Source organism: Halorubrum sp. CBA1229 (assembly GCF_003721435.2).
Lineage (GTDB): Archaea > Halobacteriota > Halobacteria > Halobacteriales > Haloferacaceae > Halorubrum.
The window spans coordinates 3,044,603-3,061,596 of the sequence record NZ_CP054585.1 but is presented as its reverse complement, the minus strand read 5'-3'; the positions used below and the strand labels follow the sequence as shown (position 1 = coordinate 3,061,596).

Genomic DNA, 16,994 nt, shown 5'->3' with positions numbered 1-16,994 from the left:
CACTTACCTGCGATTGCCACACTCTCACACAACGACCGAACCCACCATGACAGCAGGACACTCGGCACGACTCGATCGCATCTCCACGAACGACCGGTACCTCATCGTCCCGATGGACCACGGGATCACGATGGGCGCCGTCGACGGGCTCGTCGACATCGAGTCGACGATCGACGGCGTCACGCGCGGCGGCGCGGACGCGGTCCTCACGCAGCGCGGCGTCGCCCCCCGCGTCCATCCGAACAAGAACGACGCGGGCTACATCGTCCACCTCAACGGGTCGACGACGATCGGCCCGGACGAGAGCGACAAGCGCGTCACCGGAACCGTCGACGATGCGGTTCGCGCGGGCGCCGACGCGGTCTCGTTCCACATCAACGTCGGCTCGGAGCACGAGCCGGACCAGATCGAGGAGCTGGCGGAGCTGACCGCCGACGCCGAGCGCCTCGGCCTGCCGGTGCTCGCGATGGCGTACGCGCGCGGCGAGGGCGTCGACGAGACCGACCCCGAGTCGCTCGGGCACGCCGTCCGGCTCGCCGAGGAGCTCGGCGCCGACGTGGTGAAGACCGGCTACTCCGGCGACGGCGACTCGTTCGCCCGCGTCACGGAGTCGACGCGGCTCCCGGTCGTCATCGCCGGCGGCTCGAAGGGCACCGACCGCGAGACGGTGGAGATGGTCCGCGGCGCGATGGACGGCGACGCGGCCGGCGTGTCGATGGGCCGGTCGATCTTCCAGCACGAGGACCCCGAGGGGATCGCCCGCGCCGTCTCGGCGATCGTCCACGACGACGCCGACGTCGACGAGGCGCTCCGCGCGGGCGGGTTCATCGAGGCGTAGCGACTCTCGCGGCGTGGCGACGCCCGAGGCGTAACAACGCTCGAGGCGTCAGCAGGCGGCGCTGATCCGCTCTTGGGGCTCCGGCTCTCCCACCGGTCCGTTCGGACCGACCTCCTGCTCGACGTGGAAGACGGTCACGGACTCCACGTCGGGGTCCGCCCGTTCACAGACGTACGCCGCAACCGGGCGGTACTGCGTCTCGCCGGCGTACCGCACTCTGTGCCCGAACTGGTGCCAGAGGGTCGTCGGGTACGTGTCCGCCGCGTCCGGCGGCCGGTCGAACGCGACCGGACCCCCGTCGAGCGCGTCGACGGTCTCGCCGGAGTCGAGCGTCGCTCGGACGACGTACCAGCTGGAGGTGTCCGGCGGGTTCGGCGCGAAGAACGACCAGCTCACCTCCGAGAGTTCGCCGGCCGACTCCGACGCCGGCATGTCGACGAGCCCGACCCCCGCGGCCTGCCAGACCACGAGCGCGACGAAGACGCCAACGAGCAGGACGGCGGCCGCGACGCGGATCCCGCGACGCGCCCGCGACGTGACCGGAGACGCCGCCTCGGTCGGGCTTCCGCCGTCGCTTCGGTACGCCCGATCTGGGAGCCGAGACGACCCGGGGAGGCTCGACGCGAGCGCCTCGACGGCGTCCCAGACCCTCGGCGGGAGGAAGAGGAGCAGGACCGAGATCATGACGAACGGGAACACGCCGAGCCGCATCGTCGCGGCCATGCTGAGGTGCGCGGAGACGAACGCGAGGGCCACGCCGGCTCGCAGCCACCCGGTGGCGGCGACCAGCAGCACGGACGCCGAGAGGAGCGCGATCCAGAGCCAGTTTATGGCCGCGAGGACCGCGGTGTGGTCCGAGACGAACGGGCCGAACAGCACGACGAACTCCTCTATCTGGAAGATCCGCGGGACCGCGACGCCCGACATCCACGCGTCGCTCCGGACCTTGGAGACCACGTTGGCCGCGTAGATCGAGACGAGCGTCAGGAGGGTGACGGCGGTTCCGAGCGAACAGACCCGCCGACCGACGCCGCTCTCGCCCCCGTCAGTCGCGCCTCCATCGGCGTCGTCGCGGTAACCGGGGTCGCTCGACCGGCCGGCACCGAGCGACCAGCGGGCGTCGAGCGGAAGAAAGAGGCTTAAAAAGAGGAGCATCAGCAGAATCGTGTTCCCGCCGTTGATCACGAACGGGTTGCGAGCGTAAAGCGACGCGAGCAGGACGAGGGAGAGGCCCGTCGACGCTCGCGTTCGGTAGCCGACGAGCAGGCAGGCGGCGGCGCACGCGCCGAGCGCGAGGAGCCCCGTTTGGACCCACGCCGAGCCGGACACCGCGTGGATCGAGACGGTCTCCAAGAACGGGTACAGCTCGGCGAGCGTCGAGCGCGGCAGGACGCCGTCGTCGGTGTAGAACGCGCCCACCACCGGGAGCCGGTAGACGAGCAGGTCACCGAGCAGCAGGAGGGCCAGCCCGATCCGGAACGCGCCCAGCGCTCGCGGATCGATCCCGAGGTGCGGCGCGGCGCGCTCCCGGAGGGCCTCGCGCGCAGCGGCGTATCGGGACCCCGCGTTCGAGGGCCGCCGGCGTGGTGTCGTCATTCGGAGATGTACGTCCTACGATACGAGCTTAGTGATAAGTGCTTTGTCGTCTCCGGGTCGTTGCGTCGCCAACGGCGGCCGGTCCCGTCGCACCGCCGCCATCGGCGGACGCTCCCCCGGCGCCGCCGCTCGCAACGCGCGACCCTTCCGCAGTTTTCAAGCCCGCCCGCCGTGAGGTTCCGGTAATGACACGCACGGTCTGGGTGAAGGCCGACGGGAGCGTCGGCGACTGGGAGGCGCGCAAGCGACGGATCACGACCGCCATCGAGGCCGGCGCGGACTGGGTGCTCGTCGACGAGGCCGACGTGGGGCGCGTCCGCGAGCTCGGCGACGTCTCGGTCGCGGCGTTCCGCTCCGAGGCAGACGTCATCGACGACGCCGAGAGCGACGCCGAAGCCGACGCCTACTTCGTCGGCAAGGGCGGCGAGGGCGACGGGACGATCGACCTCCCCGACGACTTCTCCGGCTCCGCGGACCTCACGACGGTCCGCCGGCGAGACGACCGCGCGCAGGGCGTGTACGTCCGCGTGCTCGGGACCGACTACGAGCGGTTCGCCGAGGAGGCGGCGAACGACGCCGAGTACACGATCGTCGTCGGCGAGGACTGGTCGATCATCCCGCTGGAGAACCTGATCGCGCGGGTCGGCGAGGAGACGCACCTCGTCGCCGGCGCGACGACCGCCGCCGAGGCGCGGACCGCCTTCGAGACGCTGGAGATCGGCGCCGACGGCGTGCTCCTCGACTCCGACGAGCCGGACGAGATCCGGGGCGCGGTCGACGCCCGCGACGCGGCCGACCGCGAGACGCTGGACCTCAGACACGCCGAGGTCACCGCGGTCGAGCGCACCGGGATGGCCGACCGCGTCTGCATCGATACCGGCTCGCTGATGGACGACGACGAGGGGATGCTCGTGGGGTCGATGTCGCGGGGGCTGTTCTTCGTCCACGCCGAGACCGCGGAGTCGCCGTACGTCGAGTCGCGCCCCTTCCGCGTGAACGCCGGGGCCGTCCACGCGTACGTCCGGAACGCCGAGGGCGGCACCAACTACCTCGCGGAACTGTCCAGCGGCGACGAGGTGCAGGTCGTCGACACCGCGGGCCACACCCGCGAGGCGATCGTCGGCCGCGTGAAGATCGAGAAGCGGCCGATGTTCCGGATTCAGGCCGAGATAGAGACGGAAGAGGGCGTCGACCGCGTCGAGACCCTGATCCAGAACGCCGAGACCGTCAAGGTCGCGACCGCGGACGGCAAGAAGGCGGTCACGGACCTCGAGGAGGGCGACGAGGCGCTCGTCTACTACGAGGACGTGGCGCGGCACTTCGGCGAGGCGGTGGAGGAGAGCATCATCGAGAAGTAGCGAGACCGAGCGGAGCGAGGTCTCGTACGCGAGCGGGCCGCAGGCCCGCGAGCCGAGTGGCCGAGCGAACGCGAGGCCACTACGAACGAGCCGGCCCTCGACCAGCGAGTCGCGAGACCTGCTCGAAGCACGACACGTCCGATCCGGTCGGTCTCAGAGCCGCCTTTCTGTCAGAGGACTGCCCCGACCGTTACTATTACCAAACGTCTTACCGTTCATCGGTCCATGGCTGTGAGTCACGAGCATAGCCGCGTGACGGACGGTACCGTAGTGGATCGCGTACAACACCTCGCGAACGCCGCGAATCCGGCGTTCGCGGCGGGGAGCCTCCTCGTCCCGCTGGCCTTTTTCGGCGCGAGCCTCCTCCTCTCGAGCACGGAGCTCCTCTTTTATACGCACGTCGTCGCCGGGGCGGTGTGGTTCGGCTTCGCCCTGATCTTCCCGGCGATCATCGGCCCGACGCTCGGAGGGCTCGGCGAGGAGGCGTCGGCCGCGGTGACGACGACGCTCGTTCCGAAGGCCGTCTTCTTCCTCGTCGGCTTCTCGCTCACGACCGTCGTCTCGGGGACCGTCCTGCTGACGCCCGGCCTCGGGCTGGGGTACGGGTTCGCCGGGACGTGGTCGGGGCTCGCGCTCGCGCTCGGGTGGGGGCTGTTCGCGTTCGGCCTCGCGGTCCCGCACCGGCTCCAGCTCAGCGCCTACTACGAGACGCTCTCGTCGGACCCGGACGCCTCGCGGCTCGAAGCGATCGAGAAGAAGAACCTCGTGGTCGGCCTGTTCGAGGCCGCGACGATGCTCGGGATCATCGTCCTGATGACCGGGTTCCGGCTGGGAGTGTGAGTATGCGTCGTCGCTTTCGCGTCCGAACCGACCCGCGATACGTTCCGTCGTAGGGGCGCGCGCCCGTCCGCCGGACCCGCCGCGTTCGCTTTCACTCGCTGCTCGAGGCGGCCGGCTCGGTCGGACGCTCCGTCACGGTCACTTCCCCCGAGAGTAACTGCGCAGACGGGGGTGCGAGCGTGATCCCCTCCTCGTCGAAGCGCCGTTTCACTAGCCGACGGAAGTCAGAGCGGATCGTCGGCATACTCCGATTTCTCGGATCGTCGATCCAGAACTCCGCCTGTATCGTGATCGCGTTCTCGCCGAGTTCGACGAGGCGGGTGTTCGGCGCCGGGTCACCGAGAACCGGATCGAGAGTCGCGGCGATCTGCTGTACCGTCAGCAGGGCCCGCTCGGCGTCCTCGTCGTAGGCGACGTACACCTGTTCCGTGATTCGATACGTGTTCCGACCGTAGGGCCGGGTGATGGCGTTGGTCGTGAGTTCGGTGTTGGGGATCGAGACGGTCTCGTTGTCAGGCGTCCGGACCCGGGTGACGCGGAAGTCGACCGCTTCGACCGTGCCGCTCCCGCCCGACCACTCGATCCAGTCGCCGACGTTGAAATCCGGGTCGGCGACCAGAAACATCCCGCTGATGAGCGACCCGAACACCTGCTGACCGGCGATCCCGAGCGCGAACGTGAGCGCCGCGATGATGACCGCCGACTCGGAGAGCACCCGTCCGTAGCCGGCGGCGATGATGCCCGTGAGGGTCGCGAATCCGATCAGGAGCACCCGGAGATACGTCTTCGCCGCCGTCTCGATCGTGGGGTTGTTCCGGTTACGCGTTCTGATGACGCGGGTGAGAACGGGGACGAGAAACGTCTGGCCGACGAGATAGATGACCCCGAACCCCACGAGAAACCAGAACAGCTCCGAAAACACCTGATCGTACGCCGAGAAGACGTCTGTCGCCCATTTCGGCGGAGACACCTGGCCGACCATGCGCTGCACATCGCGGCGTATCGGTAAAAACCCCGACTGCGAGGTGTGCGAGCTAGATCCCGTACAGCTCGCCGTACTTCTCCTCGACGTAGTCGGTGAAGGCGTCCGCGGAGAAGTCCTCGCCGGTCGCCCGCTTGACCAGCTCGTTCGTCTCGTAGCGGGAGCCGTGCCGGTGGACGTTCTCGCCGAGCCACGCCTGGAGGTCGTCGAAGTCGCCGTCGGCGATCTTCGCGTCGAGGTCGTCGATCTCGCTCTCGGCGGCCTCGAACAGCTGCGCGGCCATCACCGAGCCGAGCGAGTAGGTGGGGAAGTAGCCGAAGTTGCCGTGGCTCCAGTGGATGTCCTGGAGGCAGCCCTCGCTGTCGGTCTCGGGGCGGATCCCGAGGTACTCCTCGTACTTGTCGTTCCAGACCTCCGGCACGTCCTCGACCGCGAGGTCGCCGCGGACCAGGTCGCGCTCGATCTCGAATCGCACGATGATGTGAAGGTGGTAGGTGAGCTCGTCCGCCTCGACGCGGATGAAGTTGTCCTCGTGGACCTGGTTGAACGCCTCGTAGGCGTCCTCGACGGTCGCGTCCTCGGTCTGGGGGAACTGCTCTTTAAACCGCGGCAGGAACAGCTCCCAGAACGACCGGCTCCGCCCGACGTGGTTCTCCCAGAGCCGCGACTGCGACTCGTGGACCGAGAGGTCGCGCGACTCCCCGAGCGGGGTCGCCCACTCCTCCTGCGGGAGTCCGAGGTTGTACTGCGCGTGGCCGTACTCGTGGATCGTCGAGCCGATCGCACCGAGCGGGTCGGACTCGTCGAACCGGGTCGTCACCCGGCAGTCGAACTGGTTCCCGGCGGTGAACGGGTGCGAGGAGACGTCGAGCCGGCCGCGGTCGAAGTCGTAGCCCACGAGTTCGAGCGCCTCGCGGGCGAGTTCCTCCTGCTCGCCCTCGGGGAAGGTGCCCTCGAAGGTGTCGACCGCGAGGTCGGCGTCCGACTCGCGAATCGCGTCGATCATGGGGACGAGCGTCTCACGGAGCTCCGCTAAGATGGCCTCGGCGCGGTCGATCGAGAGGCACGGCTCGTACTCCTCGAAGAGGACCTCGTAGGGGTCGCGGTCGGGGTCGATGTGCTCGGCGTACTCCCGCTTGAGCTCGACGTGCTTCTCCAGATAGGGGGCGAACTCATCGAAGTCGTCCTCGGCCTTCGCCTCCTCCCACGCCTGCAGCGCCTCGGAGCCGGTCTCGGAGATCTCCTCGACCAGCTCGACCGGGACCGCGTCGGCGCGCTCGTACTCGCGGCGGACCTCGCGGACGACCGCCGACTGCTCGTCGGTGAGGTCGGCGTCGTCGAGCTCGGCGAGCAGCTCGCCGGTCTCGTCGTCCGTGATCATGTCGTGCTGGATCGACGAGAGCGTCGAGAGCTCCTTCGACCGGGCGGGGGTGCCCCCCTCGGGCATCATCACCTGCTGGTCCCACCCGAGCACGCCGGCGGCGCTCCCGACCGTGTTCCACCGTCGAACGCGGTCCAGGAGGGCCTCGTACGCCTCGGGGGCGTCGCTCGCGTCGTCAGCCGCGGCTTCCGTTGCCATACGACACGGATCGGCCGCGTCGCTTAAGAAGGAAGCGAACGCGGAATCGACGGGACGGCGGGCCACGGCCGCCTCCGCCGCTGGGAGCCGGGCGAATCGGCCCCGAGCGCGACCTATTTCAGACCGGCCGCCGAATCGCTGCTAACGAATGGACATCGACGAGGACACCATCGACCTGCGATCCGACACCGTCACGACGCCCTCGGACGCGATGCGCGAGGCCGCCCGCGACGCCGAGGTCGGCGACGACGTGTACCGCGACGACCCGACCGTCAACGAGCTGGAGCGCCGCGCCGCCGAGGCGGTCGGGACCGAGGCCGCGCTCTACGTCCCCTCCGGGACGATGGCCAACCAGATCGCCGTCCACGTCCACACGGAGCCGGGCGAGGAGCTCCTCTTGGAGCGCGAGTCGCACATCTACCGGTGGGAGCTCGCCGGCGCGTCGAAGCTCTCGGGCGCGCAGACCCGGACGATCGACGCCGGCGACCGCTGCGTCCCGACGCCGGACGCGGTCGCCGAGGGGCTCGTGACCGAGGACCTCCACCGGCCGGGAACCGGCCTCCTGTCGCTGGAGAACACCCACAACTACCGCGGCGGTGTCGCGGTCCCGGTCGAGGAGATCGCCGCGGCCGCCGAGGTCGCTCGCGACGCCGACGTGCCGGTTCACCTCGACGGCGCCCGAGTGTTCAACGCCGCGGTCGCGCTCGGCGTCGACGCGAGCGAGATCGTCGCGCCCGTCGACAGCGTCACCTTCTGCCTCTCGAAGGGGCTCGGCGCGCCGGTCGGCTCGATCCTCGCGGGCGGCGAGGAATTCGTCGAGGAGGCGCGCCGCGTCCGGAAGCTGTTCGGCGGCGGGATGCGACAGGCCGGGATAATCGCCGCGCCCGGGCTGCTCGCGCTGGAGAACGTCGACCGCCTCGCCGACGACCACGCCAACGCGGAACGGCTCGCCGCCGGGCTCGACGCGCTCGACGGGGTCGACGCGCCCGCGCCGGACACCAATATCGTCGTCTCGCACACCGACGACGCCGGGATCCCCGCCGCGGACCTCGTGGAGGCCTGTAAGGCGGCCGGCGTCGGCTGCGTCGAATTCGACGACTACACGACGCGGTTCACGACGCACCTCGACGTGGACGCCGCCGATGTCGACGACGCGATCGACCGGATCGGCGACGCGGTCGCGGAGCTGTCGGCCTGAGGCGGCGCGGTCGGCTTGAGGCGGCGCGGTCGGCTTGAGGCGGCGCGGTCGGCTTGAGGCGGCGCGGTCGGCTTGAGGCGGCGCGGTTGGAGGTCTGACGCACACCACAGAAACGTTCAATTCGGCGGGCGATCAAGTCGGTCGTATGGGCACAGTACCCGCGGGATCGGAACTGCGCTCCGGCCGAACCGAGGTGGCCGGCGCCCGTCCCTGAGGTGGTCGGCGTCGACATCAGCGGCCGCCACGAGGAGGACGGCGAGTACCTGATGGTCGCGGCAGCGGTCCACGCCCGAATCGACTCGACACGGATCCGGGCGGTCGAGGGGATGGGGTTCGCCGCCGCGCGGGAGGGACCGACGCTCGATGCGACGCTGGGACTCGTGGCGACGGCCGTCGGAAACCTGCCGGAGCCACCGGACGGGCCGATCGTCGCCGAGCACGGCGAGTTCTACGAGGAGCCCCCCGAGCGAGTCGGACTGAGCTTCCGACCCGAGTTTAAATACGTCGAGAGCATAGGGGAACGCGAAACAGTGCAGGCAGCACACCACGCCGCGTACGCCGCCCGAGACCTCCTCTTATGACCGGGAGCGTCGAGAGAGCGGGCGCCGACGGCAACGCAGAACCGGTCCCCAAGGAGCGTCGGGCGGTCGTCGCCAAGCGCGTCGACTCCGGCGACGCCGACCTCGCCGAGATCACCCAGCTCGCCGCGGCCGCGGGCTACGAGGTCGTCGGCGAGCTCACGCAGACCCGCACGGAGGACGCCGCGTTCATGTTCGGGGAGGGGAAGGTCGCGGAGCTGCGCGACCTCGTCCGCCGGACCGACGCCGGCGCCGTCATCGTCGACAACGACGTGGGACCCTACCAGACGTTCAACATCGGCGGGGAGCTCCCCGAGGGCGTCGAGGTGATCGACCGGTTCACGCTCATCCTCGAGATCTTCGGGCAGCGCGCGAACACTCGGAAGGCGCAGCTCCAGGTCGAGCTGGCCGAGCTCCGGTACGAGCTCCCGCGCGCCGAGGCGAAGGCGAGCCTCGCGAAGCGCGACGAGCGCCCCGGCTTCATGGGGCTCGGCGAGTACGACGAGAGCGTCGAGCGCGACATCAAACGCCAGATCTCCGAGATCCGCGACGAGCTGGAGTCGATCGCGGCGAAGGAGGAGGCGCGACGCGAGCAGCGCCGCGACTCCGGCTTCGACCTGGTCGCGCTCGCGGGGTACACCAACGCCGGGAAGTCGACGCTGATGCGCCGGCTCGCGGCCGAGATCGACGTCGACGAGAACGCCGACCGGCATCCCGACCTCGACACGACCGCGGAGTCGCAGGACATGCTGTTCACCACGCTCGGCACGACGACCCGGCGGGCCGAGATGGAGAAGCGCGACGTGCTCCTCACGGACACGGTCGGGTTCATCGCGGACCTCCCCCACTGGCTCGTGGAGTCGTTCGAGTCGACGCTCGACTCCGTCTACCGGGCCGACCTCGTGCTGCTCGTCGTCGACGCGAGCGAGCCCGTCGAGGACATGCGCGAGAAGCTCGTCACGAGCCACGACACCCTCTACGAGCGCAACGAGGCCCCCGTCGTCACGGTGTTCAACAAGATCGACCGGCTCGCGCCCGGCGAGCTGGCCGACAAGCGCGGCGCGCTCTCCGGCATCGCGCCCGACCCCGTCGCCGTCTCGGCGAAGACGGGTGCGGGCGTCGCGGAGCTCCGCGACCGCGTCGAGGACGAGCTGCCCGACTGGGAGCGCGAGCGGCTCGTCCTCCCCGTCTCCGACGAGGCGATGAGCCTCGTCTCGTGGATCCACGACCACGGCCACGTCGACGAGGAGTCGTACGCCAGCGACCAGGTGACCGTCGACTTCGAGGCCAAGCCCTCGATCGTGGCCCGCGCCCGGTCGAAGGCCGCCTCGCTCGCGCCCGCGGAGTCGACGTAGGCGGGTTCTCCGTCGATCCCCGGGAGACCAGACCGCCGCTCCGCAGGCGACGCCCCCGTCGCTCCCATCGGCTCGGCTCACTGGCCGGGACCCCGGACAAAGTATACATTCCTTCGCTTGCGAACAGGTATCATGGACGACGCCGGAATCGACGGCCGACGGCGGGACCGCTCCGTCGCCGCCGCCGACGCCATCGAGCCCCCGACCGGGTTCAGCGAGCAGGCCGTCGCGAGCGACGCGGGGGTGCACGACGCGTTCGAGACCGAGGGACCGGACGCCTGGCGGCGGGCCGCCGATCTCCTCGACTGGGAGACGGAGTACGAGACCGTGCTCGACGACAGCGAGCCGCCCTTTTATCAGTGGTTCCCGGACGGACGGCTCAACGCCGCCGTCAACTGCGTCGACCGGCACCTCGACGAGCGGCGCAACCAGCTCGCGATCCGGTGGTTCGGGAAGCGCGGCGAACGGCGCTCGTACACCTACCTCGACCTCCACCGCGAGGTGAACGCGCTCGCGGCCGGCCTGCGGGACCTCGGCGTCGAGGAGGACGACGTGGTGACGCTGTACCTCCCGATGGTCCCGGAGCTGCCGGTCGCGATGCTGGCGTGCGCCCGCATCGGCGCGCCGCACAACGTCGTCTTCGCGGGGCTCTCGGCGGAGGCGCTGGCGACCCGCCTCGACGCGGCCGACTCGTCGTACCTGATCACCTGCGACGGCTACTACCGGCGGGAGGACGCGTTCAACCAGAAGTCGAAGGCGGACAACGCCCGGCTCCGGACCGAGACCGACCTCGCGGCGACGGTCGTCGTCGACCGGCTCGGGGACGCGCTCCACGTGTCCCTCGGCGACGACGAGCACGCGTACGAGTCGCTCGTCGACGCACACGACGGGGAGACTGTCGAACCGGTCGCGCGCGACGCCACCGATCTCCTGTTCGTGATGTACACCTCCGGGACGACCGGCCGGCCGAAGGGCGTCGAGCACGCGACCGGGGGGTATCTCTCGCACGTCGCGTGGACCACCCGGAACGTGCTCGACGTGCGCCCCGACGACACCTACTGGTGCGCGGCCGACATCGGCTGGATCACGGGCCACTCCTACGGCGTGTACGGTCCCCTCTCGGTCGGGACCACGACCGTCCTCTACGAGGGGTCGCCCGACTACCCGGACCGCGAGCGCGTGTGGGACCTCATCGAGCGCAACGCCGTCAGCGTCTTCTACACCTCCCCGACCGCGATTCGGTCCTTCATGAAGTGGGGCGCGGAGTACCCCGACCGCCACGACCTCTCGTCGATCCGCCTGCTGGGCACCGTCGGCGAGTCGATCACCGCCAAGGCCTGGCACTGGTACCGCGAGCACGTCGGCGGCGGCGAGGCGCCGGTTGTCGACACGTGGTGGCAGACGGAGACGGGCGCCATCGCGCTCGCGACGCTGCCCGGGATCACCCCGATGAAGCCGGGGAAGGTCGGGCCGCCCCTGCCCGGGATCGACGCCCGCGTCGTCGACGAGGACGGCGATCCGGTCGACCCGGGCGAGCCGGGGTACCTCACGATCGGCTCGCCGTGGCCCGGGATGCTCCGGGGGCTCCGCGAGGGCGACGATCGCTACCGCCGGGAGTACTGGCTCGAGACCGAGGACGGGTGGCGCTACCGCACCGGTGACGGCGCGACGGTCGACGAGGACGGCTACGTAACCATTCTCGGTCGCGTCGACGACGTGATCAACGTGCGGGCACAGCGGTTCAACACCGCCGAGCTGGAGTCGGCGATCGTCGGCGTGGACGGGGTGACCGAGGCCGCGGTCGTCGGCGACGACGACGGCGACATCGTCGCCTACGTGACCACCCGGAGCGACGTCGAGCCCGACAAGTCGCTCGAGGCGACGATCGGCGAGGAGCTGGCCCGCTCCGTCGGCGACGTGGCGCGCGCCGACCGGATCGTGTTCACCCCGGAGCTCCCGAAGACCCGTTCGGGGAAGATCATGCGCCGGCTGCTGGAGGACATCGCCCGCGGCGAGGAGTTCGGCGACGTCAGCGCGCTCCGGAACCCGGAGGTCGTCGGCGAGATCGAGTCGTCGGTCCGCGGAGAGTAACTGTTTAATGTTACTTCTAGGGCATATAGAAGCGTCTGGAAGTTTCATATAGGTGGGCTCCGATGCGTCGGCATGGGCACGTTCGTCTCCCGGTCGGCGCTTCACGAGCGGAAGCGCGCGGTCGCCAAGACGCTCTGTTACCGCACCCTCATGGTCGCCATCACCGTGCTCGTGGCGTGGGCAGTCGTCGGCAACGTGAGCGACGCCGTGAACATCGGACTGGTTACCAACGTCGTCAAGACCGCGACCTACTACACCTACGAGCGACTGTGGGACCACGTCTCGTGGGGCGTCGTCACCGGCGCCTGAGCTGACTGGACCCCCTCAGGGTCCTGCTCGGACCGGGGCCTCCGTCAGGGCCACGCTCGGACCGGGACGGATCCGAACGAAGCGGAACGGGACCAACCTGTGTGGAAACTGTTTCGGTCTGATATCTCAAAACGAAATTAAAGGGCGCCGAAACGACCGGTTCGGAAACCTCGAACGCGATCGCCCTCAGAAGTAATCGGATTCGAGGCCACGGCGGAAGATTTTTGTTTCGTATTTTCGTGTGTCCACGAAACAGATGGTCGACGGGCTCGACGCCGACGCGTACGACGCGCTCGTGACCGCCGCGGAGACGTACCGCGCCGCGGTCGTGGTCCGCCTCGCCGGCGAGGTCGGCCTCCGGACCGGCGAGATCACCCGCGTCGCGCCCCGACACCTCAGTGATCCGGGCGTCGCGGACGTCTCCCTCCTCGCCGTTCCGGCCGACGACGCGGGAGCGCGCTCCGAGACCGATGAGGGGTCGCCGGGCGGCGGCGACGCCGCGGAACCGATCGACCGCGAGACCGTCGTCCCGTCCTCGCTGGCGGCCGAGCTCCGGCGGTACGCCGAGAGCGAGGGGCTCGGCGAGGCGGAGCCGTTCGTCGACGTCTCGCCCCGCCGCGTCCAGATGATCGTGAGCGAGACCGCCGAGCGGGCGGCGGCGCGGACCGACGGCGCGGTGCCGGCCGACCTCACGCCGCGCGACCTCCGAGACGCCTTCGCGCGGCGCCTCCTCGTCGACCGCGGCGTCGACCCCCACGCCGTGCGCGAGGCCGGCGGCTGGGAGACGCTCGGGACGCTCGACAGGTACCTCGGCCCCCTCGACGGGCGGGCGGTCGCCGAGGCGTACGCGGCCGCCGGGAGCGACGGGGCGGCCGGGGGCACCGATGCCGACGCCGGCGCGCGGCGGTCGACAGCGCTCGGCGGGTTCGAGGCCCTCGCCGACGGCGACGGCCGAGAGTCGCCGCTCGCGACGGTCCCGGCGCGGCTGGTCGAGTCCGACCGGTGGGCCGAGGCGTGGGTGGTCCGCGGATCGGCCGACGGCGGCCGGACTGAGGTGGCGGGCGCGGCCGGCGTCGACCGGGAGGTCCTCGTCGACCGCGGCGTCACGCGCGAGGGCCCGTGGCTCGACGCGGTCGAGACCGGCGACCCGGTCCTAACGGACGGCGACCCCTCCGCGGACGGCCGGCCCGGGATCGCCGTCCCCGCGAGCTACCGGGACGTGACGCACGGCGCGCTCTGCGTCGTCGCCGGGGACGGGGGGCCGGTCTCCGAGACCGAGCAGCGGGAGCTGGTCGCGCTCGGGCGCTGTCTCGGCTGGGCGGTGACGGCCGGCCGGTGGCGGGACCTCCTCCACTCCGACGCGGTCACCGAGGTGGAGTTCCACACCGCCGACGAGGGGGCGTTCCTCGCCCGCGCGAGCGCCGCCCTCGACTGTCGGGTCGACCTCGACTCCACCGTCGGCGTCACCGACGACGCCTCGCGGCTGTACCTCTCCGTCGCGGGGGCGATGCCGCAGGGCGTCGCCGACGTCGTCGACGGGACGGGGGGCGTCTCGGACCTCCGTGTGATCGAGACGCGAGAGGACGGCTGCTCGGCCTCGGTGCGCGTCGAGGGCGGCTCGGCCGTCCGGACGCTCACGGAACACGGCGCGACGGTCCGCGACGCGACCGCGGAGGACGGCCGCGTGCGGGTCGTCGCCGACCTCCCCAAGGGAGCCGACGTCAGGCCGGTGGCCGACGGGCTCCGCGCGGCGTTCGAGGACGCCCGCCTCGCGAGCAAGGAGTCCGTCCCCCGGTCGTCGCGCTCTGAGTCCTCGTTCCGCGAGGGGGTCGCCGAGCGGTTCACCGACCGACAGTGGGCCGCGCTGTCCGCCGCGTACCACGGCGGCTACTTCGACTGGCCCCGCGGGAGCACCGCCGAGGAGGTCGCCGACGCGATGGGCGTCTCCTCGCCGACGTTCCATAACCACCTCCGGAAGGCCCAGCGCGCGCTCCTCGACGGACTCTTCGATGAGGAGCACCGGGAGCGTCGGTGACGCCGGCGTCCCGGGTCGGGGGTCGAGTGAGAGGAAACCGGCCGAGACACCGCGAGTCTGTCATGATTTTTCGTATTTAGCGCCAGCGTTTATATGCCGAGATCGGATGGATACGACCGTACCATGACAGAGGGTGACGGCCAACTGGAAGCGAGACTGGAAGAGCAGGAGGTGTTCGAGCCGCCCGAGTCGTTCGCGGCGCAGGCGAACGTCTCCGACCCCGAGATCTACGAGGAGTTCGAGGAGAACTGGCCGGAGTGCTGGGAGACCGCGGCCGACCTCCTCGACTGGGAGTCCGACTACGACCAGGTGCTGGACGACAGCGACCCGCCCTTCTACGAGTGGTTCACCGGCGGCGAACTGAACGCGTCGGCCAACTGCCTCGACCGACACCTCGACGAGCGCGGCGACGAGGCCGCGATCGAGTGGGTCGGCGAGCCGGTAGACGAGGACGATCGCACGTACACGTACGCGGAGCTCCACCGGGAGGTAAACGAGTTCGCGGCCGCGCTCCGCGAGCAGGGCGTCGAGGAGGACGACGTGGTGACGCTGTACATGCCGATGATCCCGGAGCTGCCGGTCGCGATGCTGGCGTGCGCCCGCATCGGCGCGCCTCACAGCGTCGTCTTCGCCGGGTTCTCGGCGGACGCGCTCGCGACCCGGATGAACTCCGCGGAGTCGGAGTACCTCGTCACCTGCGACGGCTACTACCGCCGCGGCGACCCCCTCGACCACCTCGACAAGGCCAACCAGGGGCTCGCGGGCGTCGACCACGACACCACGACCGTCGTCGTCGACCGGCTCGGGCCGAACGGCGACGACTTCGGCCACGAGCTCGGCGACGACCAGCTCGACTACGACGACCTCGTCGCAGAGCACGAGGGCGCCGAGGTCGAGCCGGTCACCCGCGACGCCGAGGACATGCTGTTCCTGATGTACACCTCGGGGACCACGGGGGAGCCGAAGGGGGTGAAACACACCACCGGCGGCTACCTCTCGTGGGTGTCGTGGACCTCGCAGTCCGTCCTCGACATCAAGCCGGATGACACGTACTTCTGTTCGGCCGACATCGGCTGGATCACGGGCCACTCCTACATCGTCTACGGGCCGCTCGCGCTCGGGACGACGACGATGATGTACGAGGGGACCCCCGATCATCCCGAACAGGACCGCCTCTGGGAGATCGTCGAGGAGTACGAGGCCACCCAGCTGTACACGGCGCCCACGGCGATCCGCGCGTTCATGAAGTGGGGCGAGGAGTTCCCCGACCGCCACGACCTCTCCTCGCTCCGGCTGCTCGGCACGGTCGGCGAGCCGATCAATCCGCGGGCGTGGAAGTGGTACTACCAGCACATCGGCGACGAGGAGTGCCCCATCGTCGACACGTGGTGGCAGACCGAGACGGGCGGGATGATGATCACGACGCTCCCCGGGTTGAAGGACATGAAGCCGGGCGCGGCGGGGCCGCCGCTGCCGGGACTCGACGTCCAGATCCTCGACACGCTCGGCGACGAGGTAGAGCCCGGAAAGGCCGGCTACCTCACGGTACAGAAGCCGTGGCCCGGCATGCTCCGGACGCTGTACAACAACGACGAGCGGTACATCGACGAGTACTGGGCGGAGTACTCCGACACGGACAGCGACGACCCCGAGGACTGGGTGTACTTCCCGGAGGACGGGGCGAAGATCGACGAGGACGGCTACATCACCGTGCTCGGGCGGGTGGACGACGTGCTCAACGTCTCCGGCCACCGGCTGGGCACGATGGAGATCGAGTCCGCCATCGTCGGCGTCGAGGGCGTCGCCGAGGCCGCCGTCGTCGGCGGCGACCACGACATCAAGGGCGAGGCCGTCTACGCGTACGTGACGACCGAAGACGGGTACGAGGGTAACGACGAGCTCCGCGACGCGATCGTCGCCGGCGTCGAGGACGCCATCGGCCCGATCGCCCGACCCGAGCAGGTCGTGTTCACGCCCGACCTACCGAAGACGCGCTCGGGGAAGATCATGCGGCGCCTGTTGGAGAACATCGCCGACGGCAAGGAGCTCGGTAACACGAGCACGCTCCGGAACCCCGAGATCGTCGAGGAGATCCAGCAGAAGGCGAAAAGCGAGTAGCCGAACGGCGGTTCCGTTTTCGACGCGACAACACAATCCGACGACGTCGCCGCGCGAACAAACATCACGATCGAATCAGACAAACGACGAACGACGACACATCACAACGACACACAG

13 protein-coding genes are annotated in these 16,994 nt (G+C 70.0%); 10 read left to right on the top strand and 3 right to left on the bottom strand.

The features are described 5' to 3' along the window. Positions 1–46 precede the first annotated feature (46 nt). Positions 47–838, top strand: a complete 792-nt coding sequence (locus tag Hrr1229_RS15385; protein ID WP_123112074.1) for a 2-amino-3,7-dideoxy-D-threo-hept-6-ulosonate synthase — start codon at positions 47–49, stop codon at positions 836–838. A 48-nt stretch (positions 839–886) separates the two neighbouring features. Here the strand turns inward: Hrr1229_RS15385 and Hrr1229_RS15380 are convergent, their stop codons facing one another. Further along, positions 887–2,434, bottom strand: coding sequence for an HTTM domain-containing protein (locus tag Hrr1229_RS15380; protein ID WP_123112075.1), 1,548 nt, complete (start codon positions 2,432–2,434; stop codon positions 887–889). A 185-nt stretch (positions 2,435–2,619) separates the two neighbouring features. Here Hrr1229_RS15380 and Hrr1229_RS15375 point away from each other — a divergent pair, with 185 nt between their 5' ends. Together Hrr1229_RS15375 and Hrr1229_RS15370 are read left to right on the top strand one after the other, a co-directional pair. Next, positions 2,620–3,792 carry a 3-dehydroquinate synthase II gene (locus tag Hrr1229_RS15375; protein ID WP_123112076.1) on the top strand — a complete coding sequence of 391 codons (1,173 nt, stop codon included), beginning with the start codon at positions 2,620–2,622 and terminating at the stop codon, positions 3,790–3,792. A 225-nt stretch (positions 3,793–4,017) separates the two neighbouring features. Then, positions 4,018–4,632, top strand: coding sequence for a hypothetical protein (locus Hrr1229_RS15370; RefSeq protein WP_123112077.1), 615 nt, complete (start codon positions 4,018–4,020; stop codon positions 4,630–4,632). A 91-nt stretch (positions 4,633–4,723) separates the two neighbouring features. On the opposite strand, the gene Hrr1229_RS15365 is transcribed toward Hrr1229_RS15370, so the two are convergent. Next, positions 4,724–5,614, bottom strand: coding sequence for a mechanosensitive ion channel family protein (locus Hrr1229_RS15365; protein ID WP_123112078.1), 891 nt, complete (start codon positions 5,612–5,614; stop codon positions 4,724–4,726). A gap of 52 nt (positions 5,615–5,666) precedes the next feature. Further along, positions 5,667–7,193: a carboxypeptidase M32 gene (locus Hrr1229_RS15360; RefSeq protein WP_123112079.1), complete on the bottom strand. Its 1,527-nt coding sequence runs from the start codon at positions 7,191–7,193 to the stop codon at positions 5,667–5,669. A gap of 148 nt (positions 7,194–7,341) precedes the next feature. On the opposite strand from Hrr1229_RS15360, the gene Hrr1229_RS15355 reads away from it, so the two are divergent. The 7 genes from Hrr1229_RS15355 to acs (Hrr1229_RS15325) all read left to right on the top strand — a co-directional run bounded on the left by Hrr1229_RS15355 (position 7,342) and on the right by acs (Hrr1229_RS15325) (position 16,877). Continuing rightward, positions 7,342–8,391, top strand: coding sequence for a GntG family PLP-dependent aldolase (locus tag Hrr1229_RS15355; protein WP_123112080.1), 1,050 nt, complete (start codon positions 7,342–7,344; stop codon positions 8,389–8,391). A gap of 266 nt (positions 8,392–8,657) precedes the next feature. Next, positions 8,658–8,972, top strand: a complete 315-nt coding sequence (locus Hrr1229_RS15350) for a DUF2209 family protein (protein WP_255212595.1) — start codon at positions 8,658–8,660, stop codon at positions 8,970–8,972. Continuing rightward, a complete protein-coding gene (hflX, locus tag Hrr1229_RS15345; protein ID WP_123112082.1) occupies positions 8,969–10,324 on the top strand; it encodes a GTPase HflX in 1,356 nt (451 codons plus the stop codon). Before Hrr1229_RS15350 ends, hflX begins: the two co-directional genes overlap by 4 nt. Positions 10,325–10,456: 132 nt before the next feature. Beyond that, entirely contained in the window at positions 10,457–12,415 is a 1,959-nt protein-coding gene (gene acs / locus Hrr1229_RS15340) for an acetate--CoA ligase (RefSeq protein ID WP_123112083.1), read from the top strand. 72 nt (positions 12,416–12,487) lie between these two features. Then, positions 12,488–12,724 (top strand): DUF2061 domain-containing protein, encoded by a 237-nt coding sequence (locus Hrr1229_RS15335; RefSeq protein WP_123112084.1) that lies wholly within the window; start codon positions 12,488–12,490, stop codon positions 12,722–12,724. 256 nt (positions 12,725–12,980) lie between these two features. Further along, entirely contained in the window at positions 12,981–14,759 is a 1,779-nt protein-coding gene (locus Hrr1229_RS15330) for a bacterio-opsin activator domain-containing protein (RefSeq protein ID WP_123112085.1), read from the top strand. A 123-nt stretch (positions 14,760–14,882) separates the two neighbouring features. Beyond that, positions 14,883–16,877: an acetate--CoA ligase gene (acs, locus tag Hrr1229_RS15325; protein WP_123112086.1), complete on the top strand. Its 1,995-nt coding sequence runs from the start codon at positions 14,883–14,885 to the stop codon at positions 16,875–16,877. Positions 16,878–16,994: the final 117 nt, after the last annotated feature.

What these genes read in the sequence shown, in the direction of transcription:
- Hrr1229_RS15385 (WP_123112074.1), top strand. Translation starts at nt 47, where the DNA reads ATGACAGCAGGACACTCGGCACGACTCGATCGCATCTCCACGAACGAC.
- Hrr1229_RS15380 (WP_123112075.1), bottom strand. Translation starts at nt 2,434, where the DNA reads ATGACGACACCACGCCGGCGGCCCTCGAACGCGGGGTCCCGATACGCC.
- Hrr1229_RS15375 (WP_123112076.1), top strand. Translation starts at nt 2,620, where the DNA reads ATGACACGCACGGTCTGGGTGAAGGCCGACGGGAGCGTCGGCGACTGG.
- Hrr1229_RS15370 (WP_123112077.1), top strand. Translation starts at nt 4,018, where the DNA reads ATGGCTGTGAGTCACGAGCATAGCCGCGTGACGGACGGTACCGTAGTG.
- Hrr1229_RS15365 (WP_123112078.1), bottom strand. Translation starts at nt 5,614, where the DNA reads ATGGTCGGCCAGGTGTCTCCGCCGAAATGGGCGACAGACGTCTTCTCG.
- Hrr1229_RS15360 (WP_123112079.1), bottom strand. Translation starts at nt 7,193, where the DNA reads ATGGCAACGGAAGCCGCGGCTGACGACGCGAGCGACGCCCCCGAGGCG.
- Hrr1229_RS15355 (WP_123112080.1), top strand. Translation starts at nt 7,342, where the DNA reads ATGGACATCGACGAGGACACCATCGACCTGCGATCCGACACCGTCACG.
- Hrr1229_RS15350 (WP_255212595.1), top strand. Translation starts at nt 8,658, where the DNA reads ATGGTCGCGGCAGCGGTCCACGCCCGAATCGACTCGACACGGATCCGG.
- hflX (WP_123112082.1), top strand. Translation starts at nt 8,969, where the DNA reads ATGACCGGGAGCGTCGAGAGAGCGGGCGCCGACGGCAACGCAGAACCG.
- acs (WP_123112083.1), top strand. Translation starts at nt 10,457, where the DNA reads ATGGACGACGCCGGAATCGACGGCCGACGGCGGGACCGCTCCGTCGCC.
- Hrr1229_RS15335 (WP_123112084.1), top strand. Translation starts at nt 12,488, where the DNA reads ATGGGCACGTTCGTCTCCCGGTCGGCGCTTCACGAGCGGAAGCGCGCG.
- Hrr1229_RS15330 (WP_123112085.1), top strand. Translation starts at nt 12,981, where the DNA reads ATGGTCGACGGGCTCGACGCCGACGCGTACGACGCGCTCGTGACCGCC.
- acs (WP_123112086.1), top strand. Translation starts at nt 14,883, where the DNA reads ATGACAGAGGGTGACGGCCAACTGGAAGCGAGACTGGAAGAGCAGGAG.